We start from the raw sequence: 13,508 nt of genomic DNA on the forward strand, positions 1-13,508 counted from the left end.
TTCTTTGGTGTGGTTGTTTTGGTGACATTTTATTGACATTTTGCCTGTCTGGGTTAATTATTAGCATTATTAACAAGCAGCTTTTAATAATGGTTAGGCATGTCTTCGGTTTTAGTCATAGATGATGATCTAAGTCGGCGGGAGCTTTTGAATTCCGCTTTTTCTTTTCTCGATCAGCCGTGTGAATTTTGCGGCTTTGTTGATTGGTTCCAATCAAATAGTGAGATTGATATAGCTCAAATCAACGTGGTATTGCTTGGTCAAAGTCAGCTCCCTATCTCTCTAGAAAAACTTGTTAAAGATCTTCAGGATAAGTTTGCTTCTATTGCTGTGGTGACGTTGGGCGAATGGTCAGAGGTTATAGAGCTGCCTGATCCATTACGTCAGTGTGTGGTTGGACAACTTTCTATTCCGTTTAACTATCAGCAATTATTAGATTGCTTGCATCGAGCTCAGTTATTTGGATTGCGAGCAGATGATGCGTCGCTTGCTCAGGTGGATCTTTTCTCTGGATTGGTGGGTGTTAGTCAGCCAATGTTGCAAGTCAGGCGGGCGATGTCTCAAGTAGCCGGAAGAGATGTAAATGTATTGATTACCGGTGAGTCAGGCACAGGTAAAGAGGTTGTTGCTCGAAGCCTGCATGACCACTCAGTACGTAAGAATGGTCCTTTTGTTCCTATAAACTGTGGGGCGATCCCTGCAGATCTACTTGAGAGTGAGTTGTTTGGTCACGAAAAAGGGGCGTTTACGGGAGCGGTGTCTAGTCGACCTGGGCGTTTTGAATTGGCTCAAGGGGGTACGCTTTTTCTTGATGAAGTCGGGGATATGCCGCTGTCTATGCAGGTGAAGCTTCTTCGAGTTCTACAGGAGCGTAAGTTCGAACGCATTGGTGGAACTAAAACCTTAGATGCTGATATTCGCGTGATCGCAGCAACGCATAAAAACTTGGAAGAGATGATCGAAACGGGCGAATTTAGGGAAGATTTGTACTACCGTTTGAATGTTTTCCCTATAGAGATGCCACCACTCAGGGAGCGAGCAGGCGACCTGAATCTACTTATAGAAGAGTTATCATGTCGACTTCCAGAGCAAGGTTTAGATTCGGTGCGTTTTCAAAATAGCGCGATAACCTCTCTGCAATTGCACCCTTGGCCGGGTAATGTACGTGAGCTCTCCAACTTAATTGAGCGTATGGCGATCCTTTACCCAAATGGCGTAGTTGGTGTTTCTGAACTGCCGCCTAAGTTTCAGAATGTTCCTGAGCCAAATCCTGAATTATACGAGCAAGCCGACAATGCTGTTTCCCTAAAAGGAGGGGGTGTCCCTCAATCTGTAGAACTGGATAAGCTGCCAGAGGACGGACTTGATCTCAAAAAGCATTTGGAAACAATCGAACAGCGTTTGTTGGAGCAAGCGCTTGTTGTAAATGACAATGTGGTTGCTCGGGCTGCGGAGACGTTGAATATCCGACGGACCACTTTAGTAGAAAAAATGCGTAAATATGGGATGCAGCGTAAGTAATATGTCCAGCAAAGATCAGTATTTACAGCGCATAGAACAATTAGAAAATGAGCTGTCTGCTAGTAAGATAAAATTGGCTCAACTTGAAGCGAGTCAAAGTCAAAATAGTCAGTACCTTAATGATCGTTTTCAACATCTGTTGTCCGTAATGCCTGTTGGCGTCGTTATTATTGATGGTTCAGGGGTTATTTCGGAAGTAAATTCGGTCGCTGAAAACTTGTTAGGGTCTCCTGTTAAAGGAGAGCCGTGGTTCAAAATAATTGAACGTAGCTTTGCTCCTCGGAATGATGATGGTCATGAAGTTTCATTAAAAGATGGTCGTAAAGTTAGTCTAATGACGCGAGCGCTGGATAATGAACCGGGCCAGTTAGTGGTTTTAACGGATCAGACTGAAACACGCCTCCTTCAGGGGCGTGTTTCTCACTATCAGCGTCTGTCTGAAATGGGGCGAATGATGGCGTCACTGGCGCATCAAATTCGAACGCCTCTTTCGGCTGCATTGCTCTATGTTGATCATTTGAATCGCCCAGACCTACTACAAGAACAGCGCCAGAAATTTGCCAGTAAGGCTAAATCGCGCCTAACTAATTTAGAGCAGCAAGTTCGGGATATGCTAATTTTTGCGCGTGGTGAAATGCGTTTAGATGAGCAGATCAGCTCTAAAGTGTTGATGGCAGAGCTGGAAGATATGCTCGATGTACCATTGGTACACTACGATGCTGATTGTGACTGTGTGAACACTGTGCCTGAATATATTTTGCAGTGTAATAAAGAAGCGCTTTTAGGTGTTTGTAGTAATTTGATCGAGAATGCTTTGCAAGCTTGCGGCAAAGGGGCCGAGTTAATGGTTCGCTTTGCTGATCAAGAAGGAAAGTTGCGCATTGATGTTATTGATCAAGGGCCAGGAATGGATGCAGATGAATTGAAGCGGGCGCTCGAACCATTTTATACCACGAAATCTCATGGTACAGGATTGGGCTTAGCGGTAGCTCAAGTTGTAGCGCACGCACATCATGGTCAATTTTTACTTAATTCTCTGCTGGGTCAGGGAACTGTCGCCAGTTTAATTTTGCCGGCAATAACGTCTGCTTCGGAAGAGGGTTAAAAGATCTGCAATGGCTAATCGTATATTAATAGTTGAAGACGATAACGAGTTACGCGAAGCGCTTTGCGATACATTGGAATTAGCAGGTTTTGAATATCTGGAAGCTGAAGATGCAGAAACTGCTTTGGATATTTTGACGCGCCAACAGGTGGCTATGGTCGTGACCGATGTCAATATGCCGGGTATGGATGGACATCAGTTGTTAGATAAAATTCACGAGACTTATCCTGCATTGCCGGTCATGTTGATTACTGCTTTTGGGCAGGTAAGTAAAGCGGTAGAGGCCATCAAAGCTGGCGCAGTTGATTACTTAATGAAGCCGTTTGATTCAGACGCCCTAATCTCGTCAGTGCGACGTTTTGCAGTTGGGGAGGCGGTAGCCAGTGAAATGGAGCAGCCAATTGCTGAAGAGCCTAGCAGTCAGCAATTGCTGCAGTTGGCACGGCGTGTTGCAGCGTCAGATTCTACTGTACTAATCTCTGGCGAGTCGGGTACAGGTAAAGAGGTATTGGCCCAATATATTCACAATCACTCTGCGCGAGCAAAAAAGCCTTTTATTGCGATTAACTGTGCAGCAATACCTGAAAATATGCTTGAAGCTACCTTGTTTGGTCACGAGAAAGGGGCTTTTACGGGGGCTTATGCAAGTGCGCCTGGTAAGTTTGAGCAGGCTGATGGAGGTACTTTATTGCTGGATGAGATCTCAGAGATGGATCTGGGATTGCAGGCAAAGTTACTTCGTGTACTGCAGGAGCAAGAAGTTGAGCGCATAGGGGGGCGTAAAGTTATCAAGCTTAATGTCCGTGTGTTGGCCACTACAAACCGCAAATTAGATAGCTATGTCGCCGAAGGTAAATTCAGAGAAGATCTCTTCTATCGTCTTAATGTATTTCCATTGCAATGGAAGCCTTTGCGTGAGCGTTCGGCTGATATAGTGCCTTTAGCTGAGCGCTTATTTGGCAAGTATTGCCAGAAAATGCAGCGTACATCTGTTGCCTTATCTGATGATGTTAAGCGTTTGATGACTGACTATTCTTGGCCGGGTAATGTTCGTGAGTTAGATAATGTTGTACAGCGAGCTTTGATACTTCAATCCGGCACTGAGATCGGTGTTGCGGACCTTATGCTCAATCCTGAAGACATTTCGCAGACAACTGTACCTGACGTGAATCAAGAAACTGCTCAAGATGAAGATCTTTCAGGACAGTTGGGAGAGGGCGTTCGTCAGCGAGAATTTCAGCTGATTATTGATGCCCTAAAAGCGACTCATGGAAGTCGTAAAGAAGCGGCTGAGAATCTTGGGATAAGCCCGCGAACTCTACGATACAAGCTGGCTAAGATGCGTGAACAAGGCTTAGATTTAGATAAGCTGCTTGGTCGTTAAGTCGCTTAAAAAGATCCCGTTTGAGTGCTTTGAAAAAAAGCTTGTAGAGACTAAGGTCTTACACTGGATATACCAATGTCTAATTCAGAGCCCTGCTACCCCTTCTGTATAAATCTAGGTACTGATATAAAGCCTCAAACTGACTCGTAGAATAATAATATTGGAGTAGAGCGATCTGGGGTTATTTTAGAACTAAAACAATCAAGCTAAGGGCATCACGATGAGTGAAAAGGTATATCCAGTAAGTCCGGAGATTGCGGCAAACGCGCACATCGACAACGAAAAATACGAAGCGATGTATGAGCAATCAGTTAATGATCCGGATGCATTCTGGGGTGAAGCAGGTAAGCGCCTGGATTGGTTTAAGCCATACACTAAAGTAAAAAACACCACTTTCGATCCGCACAATGTAGATATCCGTTGGTACGAAGATGGTACGTTGAACGCTTCTCACAACTGTCTAGACCGTCACCTGGAAACTCGTGGTGATCAGGTTGCTATCATCTGGGAAGGTGACGATCCAAGCGAATCTGAAAATATCACTTACCGTGATCTGCATGAGCGTGTTTGTAAATTCTCTAACGCGCTTAAAGCGCGTGGCGTAGAGAAAGGCGATGTAGTAACGCTTTATATGCCAATGATTCCAGAAGCTGCTGTAGCGATGCTTGCTTGTACTCGTATTGGTGCTGTTCACTCTATCGTATTTGGTGGTTTCTCTCCTGAAGCGCTTGCAGCTCGTATCGAAGGTGCAAACTCTAAGGTTGTTGTAACGTCTAACTACTCTTTGCGTGCAGGAAAATCTGTACCGCTTAAAGCTAACGTTGATAAAGCGCTAGAGCATGCTGCAGCTAAAGCGGCTGTAGAAAGCGTAATCGTTGTTAAGCGCGTTGAGCAGGATGTTGCTTGGGATAGCAATGTTGATGTTTGGTACGAAGACCTAGTAGCTGAAGCATCTGCTGATTGCCCATCTGAAGAGATGAACGCAGAAGATCCAATGTTCATTCTTTACACGTCTGGTTCTACTGGTGCGCCAAAAGGCCTTAAGCATACTACTGGTGGTTACATGGTTTACGCTTCCATGACTCACGAGTATGCGTTCGACTACAAAGAAGGTGATGTTTATTGGTGTACTGCGGACGTAGGTTGGGTTACTGGTCACTCTTACATCGTATATGGACCACTAGCTAACGGCGCAACTTCTCTAATGTTTGAAGGTGTTCCAAGCTACCCAGATAACAGCCGTTTCGGCCGCGTTATCGAAAAGCACAAGGTTAACCAGTTCTACACTGCGCCAACAGCTATCCGTGCTTTGATGCAGCAAGGTGAAGATGTACTAGGTGATTCTGACCTATCTACACTACGTATTCTTGGTTCTGTAGGTGAGCCAATCAACCCAGAAGCTTGGGAATGGTACCACCGCATTATCGGTCAGGGCCGTTGCCCAATCGTTGATACTTGGTGGCAGACTGAAACTGGCGGCATGATGATTCTTCCTCTGCCAGGTGCTACAGCGGCTAAGCCAGGTGCAGCGTCTCGTCCATTCTTCGGTATTCAGCCAGCACTTCTAGATGCTGATGGTAACGAGTTGGAAGGTGCGACTGACGGTAACCTAGTAATTAAAGATTCTTGGCCATCTCAGGCTCGTTCTATCTGGGGTGATCACGAGCGCTTTATCCAAACTTACTTCTCTACATACAAAGGTGTATACACTACTGGTGATGGTTGTCGTCGTGATGAAGACGGTTATTACTGGATCACAGGTCGTGTAGATGACGTAATCAACGTATCTGGCCACCGTATGGGTACTGCGGAAGTTGAGTCTGCGCTAGTAGCTCACGAAGCAGTTGCTGAAGCAGCAGTTGTTGGCTACCCGCACGAAGTTAAGGGTCAAGGCATCTACGTTTACGTAACTCTACAGTCTGGTTTCGAGCAGTCTGACGAGCTACTTAAAGAGCTACGTATGCACGTACGTTCTGAGATCGGTCCAATTGCATCTCCAGACTTGATTCAATTCGCGCCAGGCATGCCTAAGACACGTTCTGGTAAGATCATGCGTCGTATCCTTCGTAAGATCGCAGAAGACGATTTCGGTGCTTTAGGTGATACTTCTACTCTTGCAGATCCATCTGTAGTAGATGACCTAATCGAAAACCGTATGAACCGTCAGGACTAATTTTTCTTATAAATTAGTCTGAAAAAACTCCTGTAAGTCGCGGATTACCCGAGACTTGCGGGAGTTTTTTGTTTTATAGTGGTATTCTCTTCACTGGATTAACCGTTCATTAACGGTTGGCGTTCGTCACAGGGTTCTTAAGGGGGAAGTGAACGCATGCAGTTAGCACAAAAAATTATTATTGCAGATGATCATCCGTTGTTTCGTGCAGCTTTAAAACAGGCTGTTACTCAGGCAATGCCTGGAGTAGAAACAATCGAAGCGGATTCGTTGGCTGCAGTGCAGGAAGCCGTAGATCAGCATTCAGATGCGGATTTGGTTTTGTTAGATATTCATATGCCGGGCACTAATGGCTTTTCTGGGTTGGTGTTTTTGCGTGGTCAAAACCCTGGGATCCCGGTTGTAGTTGTATCTGGTAGTGAGCAGCCGCATGTTATGAAGCGTGCGATTGATTACGGTGCTTCTGGCTTTATCCCGAAATCGGCTCCTCTGGAAACGATCGGAGAGGCGATTGTTGCTGTACTTGAAGGTGAAGAATGGTTGCCTCAAGAAGTGGCAGATAACTTGGGCGATGTGAGCGAAGATGATCAAAAGTTCGCTGCTGCATTGTCTGCATTAACACCTCAGCAGTTCCGTGTATTGACGATGTTGACTGAAGGGTTGTTGAACAAGCAGATCGCTTATGAGTTAAGTGTTTCTGAAGCGACGATCAAAGCGCACGTAACAGCTATTTTACGTAAGTTGGGTGTTCATAGTCGTACGCAAGCAGTAATTGCTGCTCAGCGCCTAGGTGTGGAACCACCTAAAACTGATCTTGAGTAATGTTTAAGCGACATAAGATTTAAAAAAGGCGCCTATGGCGCCTTTTTTGTTGGTTGTATTTGATTGTGATTTATTCGCTTTCTGCTTCGCTAGCGCGTGCCGTGGCAATGGTTTTATTGATCATGGCTCTTAAGGCGGCAGGGCGAATAGGCTTGGTTAGTAGTTGCGATCCGTAATCTTGGATTTCGTTCTTCACTTCTTCAGTGCGGTCTGCTGTGATAACGATGCTTGGCACTGGCTTATCGAGCAGTGGTGCAAGGTCATTAAGTGCCATGATGCCAGTCAGAGTTTCAGATAGGTGGTAGTCAGCTAGAATGATCTCTGGCTGGAATCCTTCAGATTGAATTAGATCTGTTGCTTCTTTAGAAGAAAGGGCGACTTTAACATCACAGCCCCAGCCATTAAGTAATGCGGACATGCCTTCGAGGATCTTAGGTTCGTTGTCGATCACTATCGCTCGAATGCCATTTAGGCCCTTACTGCGAATCCAGCCGCGTTTTTCAGGCTTTGGTTTAACTGCTTTAGTGCTGTCGCCAAGCGGGATCTCTACGCTGAATACTGTTCCTTTGGTTGGCCATGAACGTACATTAAGTTTGTGACCCAGCATACGAGCAATGCGTTCTGTAATCGCAAGCCCGAGACCTAGGCCCTGGACCTGAGAGTGTTTGGGATTATCGATGCGTCTGAACTCTTCAAAGACCTCTTTGATTTTGTCTTCAGCTATACCTACGCCTGTATCCCAGACTTCGATTCTAAGCATATTTTTACGTCTGCGGCATCCAAGTAGGATTTTGCCCTCTTGGGTATAGCGCATAGCGTTAGAGAGGAAGTTTTGGATTATTCGTCTTAAGAGTTGTTGGTCCGAACGTACAACCTTATTACATTGTACAGTGCGGAACTTAAGCGACTTTTTATCGGCTACAGCGGTAAATTCAGTATTTAATGCACTGAACATATCATCCAGAGAAAAATCTGTAATGGATGGGGCTAGCGCACCAGCATCCAATTTGGATATATCTAAAATTGCGGTGATAAGCTCTTCAGCAGCAGTAAGTGAGCCATTAAGGTTTTCTACTAACTGGCTTGTTTCTTCGCTGTGGCTTTGCTGAGCTAAAGCAGAAGTGAATAATCTTGCTGCGTTCAATGGTTGTAATAAGTCGTGGCTTGCAGAGGCGAGGAAGCGAGTTTTACCTAAGTTTGCATCATCAGCATCGGACTTGGCTTGGCGAAGCTCGTCTTCCATTAAGGAGCGAATTGTATTTTCTTTTCGTAGCTCTTTGTTAACAACAGAGAGTGCATGTGTACGTTCGCGCACGCGTTGTTCTAGCGTTTCATTGGTTTCTTTTAGTGCTAACTCGGCTTTACGTCGCTCAGTGATATCTTGGTAGAGGGTGAAGTAGCCCAGTACATCACCATATTCGCCAATGTGCGGAATGTATTTAACTTCAGCATAGCGGGGTTGTCCGCTGTCACTTGGAAGTGTGGTTTCAAAACGCTGACGTTTACCAGCAAGGGCTGCAGTAATGTATGGGCTTCGAAGCTCATACTCATCTTCAGTCATGCTTTTATAGCAGGGCTGGCCAGAGATGGTGTTGCGATCAAGACCGAAAGTGTCAGCATAAGCTTTGTTGATAAATAGGTAGCGTCTCTCAGGATCTAGATAAGCAATCAGTACTGGGACGTTATCAGTGTAGATCCTAATGTTTTGCTCGCTTTCCCTTAGGGCTTCTTCGACATGTTTATGATCTGTGATATCCATGTACGTGTTTACATAGCCGCCATTTGGCATTGGGTTGCCGCGGACTTCTAGAACAGTACCGTCTGGACGGAAACGTTCGTAGCTATGTCGCTTGCCAGACTTCAAGACCTTTAGGCGCTTAGTTACTTGTTCGTCGTTATTGCCTGGACCGTATTCGCCTTTCATGGCGTTGTAACGGAACACTTCTTCAATCGGGCGGCCGACACAAATAAGGCCCTCAGGGTAATCGAACATTTCTACGTAAACGCGGTTCCAAGCTACAAGTCGCATTTGTTGGTCGACTACGCTGATGCCGAGACTGATATTCTCGATGGTTGATTGCAAGAGCGAGCGGTTGAAACGGAGTGCTTGTGAGGCTTCGTCAACAATGGTTACGACATCACCTATATGCATGTCCTTACCACGTAAAGTGGAGGCTAGGACAATGCGTGCTGAAGATGCACCGATTACACCGGCTAAAAGGCGCTCAGTAAATTGTACTAATTCAGGGGTCGCTTTATCACCGGATAAAGGTGGTTCTTCTCCGTGTTGAAGTGCGAAGCCAGTAAAGGAATGTTGAGTTCTGCTAATGCCAAGGAAGCGCTCTGTTAGCATCTGAAGATCACCAACGGTTACCTGTCCATATTGACGAGTTGCTTCGGTTAAATCCTTGTTATAAACATCAACAAAGGCGCTGGCTTGAATGCGGTCAACAAGGCGTAAGCTTGTGTATTTGGAGACTAAAAAATACAACGAAGTATTAAAGAACAGAGACCAGAATACACCGTGTGTAAGTGGTTCTAAGCCTTCGATTCCGAATAGCTGAGTGGGTTTAAGCCATTCGATTCCAAAGATGCTGTTGTTTAAGTATTCAGGGCCAAGCAAGCCCGCTTCACTAAATGACGGAAGTACTAATGTGTATAGCCATAGGAGGAAGCCGCCTGTTAAACCCGCAAGCACGCCGTGGCGTGATCCTGCCTTCCAATATATACCGCCAATGATGGCTGGGAGGAATTGTGCTGCCGCAACAAAAGCAAGTAGACCGAATGAGGCTAGAGGGGATTGCTCACCTAAAATTCGATAGTAGAAGTATGCCAGAATCATTAAGCACATGATGGTGATTCGACGGACTTTGAGTAGCAGTGCGCCAACGTCGTTAGTGTCCGATAGGCGAAGCCAAGAGATACGGAAAAGCAGCGGCATTATGATGTCGTTACAGACCATTGTGGATAAAGTGATGCTGGCAACAATAACCATACTAGTAGACGCTGAAAGACCACCGATGAAAGCAAAGGTGGCGAGTTCTTTATAGTCTGCAGCTAAGGGCAGCATCAAAACGTAAGTGTCTGCGTCGACGCTGGTGTTCTCGAAATACAGCATGCCTGCAGTTGAGATAGGTAATACAAAGATTGCCAGCAGGATGAGGTAGATCGGAAACAGCCAGCGAGCAAGTTTTAAGTGGCCTGTATTCGTATTCTCTACAATTGTTACGTGGAACTGGCGTGGCAAACAGATCACAGCTGCGCAGGCGAGTAATATCTCCGTCAAAAAACTGTCGTCTAAAAATGACGAATAATTCGAGTTGTTGTTGAGTTGGGTGGCTATGTTGTAGGCGAGGTCTTCGAAACCATCGAAAACCTCAAGCATCACAAAAATACCCACGGCAATGAAAGCAGTAAGTTTCACTATTGATTCGAAGGCGACTGCTAATACCAGGCCTTCATGGTGTTCTGTGGCATCGATATGCCTAGTACCAAACAAAATAGCAAAGACGGCCATGACTATTGCAACGAAAAGAGCGGTATCGCTACCCTTACTAATAACCTCCTCTGTTCCTGGTGTAAGCGCGTTATAACTGATAGCTACAGCTTTAAGCTGCATGGCGATGTAGGGCATAGTGCCGGTAACCGCAATGATGGTGACTAATACCGCTAGGGCTTGGCTTTTACCGTATCTGGAAGAGATAAAGTCTGAAATCGTTGTGATGTTCTGCTGCTTACTGATAAGAATCATCTTCTCAATAAGGCGCCAGCCAAAAATAAAGACAATAACAGGCCCTAAATAGGTCGCTAAAAACTCCCAGCCGCCGGTGGTTGCGCGCCCTACAGCACCGTAAAAAGTCCATGAGGAACAGTAAACTGCAAGAGATAAAGAATAGATTATTGGTCGGCTGATAATACGATCATTCTTTTGTGCGCTTTTATCACCGTAGTGTGCGATGGCGAATAAAAGGCCAAGGTAGGTGAAGGAGATAAGAATTATCGACCAGCCAGAAAGCATCGTGCATTCCTTAATGAATAGTAAAAACAGATGTGTAGCTAGTTTACTTAATTTTGACAGGAACCCAACAATTGTCTGAATGGAGTAATTATGGCTTTTCTAAATTAGGGTCAGCAGTGTTAATACCTTTGTCTAGAGTTTTGGAAGGCCTTTTACTACTCAATATCGAGGAAATGCCGTAATACGGCGCTTTGAGGCGATTTTTCAATGGTTTAGAGGAAAGTTGAGTCGACTAAAGTTTAGCTTTGTTTGGCTGCGCTGTTTGATAGTCTCTTACAGTCTTAAATTTTCACCAATTTTTAAATAACAAAAATAAGGATGGTGTTATGTCAATCAGTAATGAGCAGGCGCAAGCCTACTGGCGTGAAAACTTGCGCATCATTATGACTCACCTCGCGGTTTGGTTCGTAGTGTCCTACGGCTGCGCGATCTTGTTTGTTGAACAGCTTAATGCGATTCCGTTCTTCGGTTTCCCACTAGGTTTCTGGTTCGGCCAGCAAGGGTCAATCTTCGTATTCGTCATCTTGATCTGGACATACGTGTTCAGCATGAACAAGCTTGACGAGAAGTATGACGTTCACGAATAACAATAATAATTTCTATTAGGACGGCATTGCTATGAGTCTCGACGTTTTAACATTTCTCTTTGTAGGCGGCTCCTTTGCGCTATATATCGGTATTGCGATATGGGCGCGTGCAGGATCGACTAAAGAATTCTACGTTGCGGGCGGTGGTGTACCACCGGTTGCTAACGGTATGGCGACTGCTGCTGACTGGATGTCCGCTGCATCGTTTATCTCCCTGGCTGGCTTGGTTTCCTTCGTTGGCCGTGACGGTTCTGCTTATCTAATGGGCTGGACTGGTGGTTACGTACTACTAGCACTATTGCTAGCACCTTACCTACGTAAGTTTGGTAAGTTCACAGTACCTGACTTCATCGGTGACCGTTATTACTCTTCTACTGCACGTACAATCGCAGTAGTTTGTACTATCGTAATCTCTTTCACATACGTAGCTGGTCAGATGCGTGGTGTTGGTATCGTATTCTCTCGTTACCTACACGTTGACATCAACACTGGTGTAGTTATCGGTATGGCGATCGTATTCTTCTACGCTGTACTAGGTGGCATGAAAGGTATTACTTATACTCAGGTTGCTCAGTACGTTGTATTGATTCTTGCGTTCACAGTACCAGCATTCTTCCTATCTGCTCAGGTAACAGGTCACTTCCTACCACAAATTGGTTTGGGTGCGACTCTGGACAGTGGTATGTCTGTATTGGCTACTCTTGACCAATTGTCAGTAGATCTTGGCTTCCATCAGTACACTGACGGTAAGAAATCGACTATCGATCTATTCTTCCTAACAGTTGCTCTGATGTGTGGTAATGCTGGTCTTCCGCACGTAATCGTACGTTTCTTCACAGTACCTCGCGTAAAAGATGCTCGTCTATCTGCTGGTTGGGCTCTAATCTTCATCGCGCTACTTTACACTGCGGTTCCTGGTGTAGCTGGTTTCGGTCGTGTAAACCTTATCCAGACACTAAACGGTGCTGACGGTACAGGTACTGCGTACACTGAAATGCCTGCATGGTTCAAAAACTGGGAGAACACAGGTCTTCTAGGTTGGACTGACCGTAACGGCGACGGCAAAGTACAGTACGCTGCAGGTAGTGCGTTCACTTCTAAGAAGCCTGCTTTTACTGAAGAGCGTGGTGAATACGGTCAGCGTATTGCTAGCAATGCTAAAGAAGGTGCTGAGTTTGATGCGGCTAAACAGCCATTCGCAAACGAAGTATACGTAGACCGTGACATCATGGTACTAGCTAACCCAGATATCGCTCAGCTTCCAAACTGGGTAATTGCTCTGGTAGCAGCTGGTGCGGTAGCTGCGGCTCTATCAACTGCGGCAGGTCTGTTGTTGGTAATCTCTACAGCGATCTCGCATGACTTGATGAAGAAAACCATCAATCCGAATATCTCTGATAAGCAGGAACTTATGTACGCTCGTCTGGCTGCTATCGTGGCAATCTGTATCGCAGGTTACTTCGGTATCAACCCTCCAGGCTTCGTGGCACAGGTAGTAGCCCTAGCCTTCGGTCTGGCATGTGCGTCTGTATTCCCAGCTATCATCATGGGTATCTTCTGGAAGCGTCACACTTCACAAGGTGCGATCGCAGGTATGCTAGTAGGTCTGATCTCTACTATGTGCTACATGTACTACTTCGCATTCGGTGGCGGTACTCCAGATGAATACATCATGGGTATCTCTCCAGGTGGCTTCGGTACTCTTGGCGCGATTCTTCACATCATCGTTGGTTTCGTAGTATCCAACATGACTGAAGAACCACCGCAAGAAATCCAGGATATCGTAGAAGATCTACGTATCCCGCGTGGTGCTGGTGCTGCTCACGATCACTAAGATCGATTAGATAAATCTAAAAAGGGCGCCCAGCGAAGGTTGGAGCGCCCTTTTCTTTTTCCTA

8 protein-coding genes are annotated in these 13,508 nt (G+C 45.6%); 7 read left to right on the plus strand and 1 reads right to left on the minus strand.

What is annotated here, in order from left to right:
- Positions 1 to 99: 99 nt before the first annotated feature.
- From ACMXYV_RS02505 to ACMXYV_RS02525, 5 genes are all read left to right on the plus strand, one after another.
- Complete coding sequence (locus tag ACMXYV_RS02505) at positions 100 to 1,521, plus strand: sigma-54 dependent transcriptional regulator (protein ID WP_415890211.1); 1,422 nt, start codon at positions 100 to 102, stop codon at positions 1,519 to 1,521.
- Between the two features lies 1 nt (position 1,522).
- Entirely contained in the window at positions 1,523 to 2,626 is a 1,104-nt protein-coding gene (locus ACMXYV_RS02510; protein ID WP_415890212.1) for a sensor histidine kinase, read from the plus strand.
- 10 nt (positions 2,627 to 2,636) lie between these two features.
- On the plus strand, positions 2,637 to 4,010 hold the full coding sequence (locus ACMXYV_RS02515) for a sigma-54-dependent transcriptional regulator (protein ID WP_415890213.1): 1,374 nt from the start codon (positions 2,637 to 2,639) through the stop codon (positions 4,008 to 4,010).
- Positions 4,011 to 4,230: 220 nt separating this feature from the next.
- Positions 4,231 to 6,183, plus strand: a complete 1,953-nt coding sequence (acs, locus tag ACMXYV_RS02520; protein ID WP_415890214.1) for an acetate--CoA ligase — start codon at positions 4,231 to 4,233, stop codon at positions 6,181 to 6,183.
- Positions 6,184 to 6,339: 156 nt separating this feature from the next.
- Complete coding sequence (locus ACMXYV_RS02525) at positions 6,340 to 7,005, plus strand: response regulator transcription factor (RefSeq protein ID WP_415890215.1); 666 nt, start codon at positions 6,340 to 6,342, stop codon at positions 7,003 to 7,005.
- A 70-nt stretch (positions 7,006 to 7,075) separates the two neighbouring features.
- Here ACMXYV_RS02525 and ACMXYV_RS02530 read toward each other — a convergent pair whose 3' ends face one another.
- Positions 7,076 to 11,023, minus strand: coding sequence for a NahK/ErcS family hybrid sensor histidine kinase/response regulator (locus tag ACMXYV_RS02530; protein ID WP_415890216.1), 3,948 nt, complete (start codon positions 11,021 to 11,023; stop codon positions 7,076 to 7,078).
- A 326-nt stretch (positions 11,024 to 11,349) separates the two neighbouring features.
- Here ACMXYV_RS02530 and ACMXYV_RS02535 point away from each other — a divergent pair, with 326 nt between their 5' ends.
- Positions 11,350 to 11,610, plus strand: coding sequence for a DUF4212 domain-containing protein (locus ACMXYV_RS02535; RefSeq protein WP_415890217.1), 261 nt, complete (start codon positions 11,350 to 11,352; stop codon positions 11,608 to 11,610).
- 31 nt (positions 11,611 to 11,641) lie between these two features.
- Positions 11,642 to 13,444: a sodium:solute symporter family protein gene (locus ACMXYV_RS02540; RefSeq protein WP_415890218.1), complete on the plus strand. Its 1,803-nt coding sequence runs from the start codon at positions 11,642 to 11,644 to the stop codon at positions 13,442 to 13,444.
- Positions 13,445 to 13,508 lie beyond the last annotated feature (64 nt).

The organism is Neptuniibacter sp. SY11_33 (assembly GCF_047778025.1).
Classification (GTDB): domain Bacteria; phylum Pseudomonadota; class Gammaproteobacteria; order Pseudomonadales; family Balneatricaceae; genus Neptuniibacter.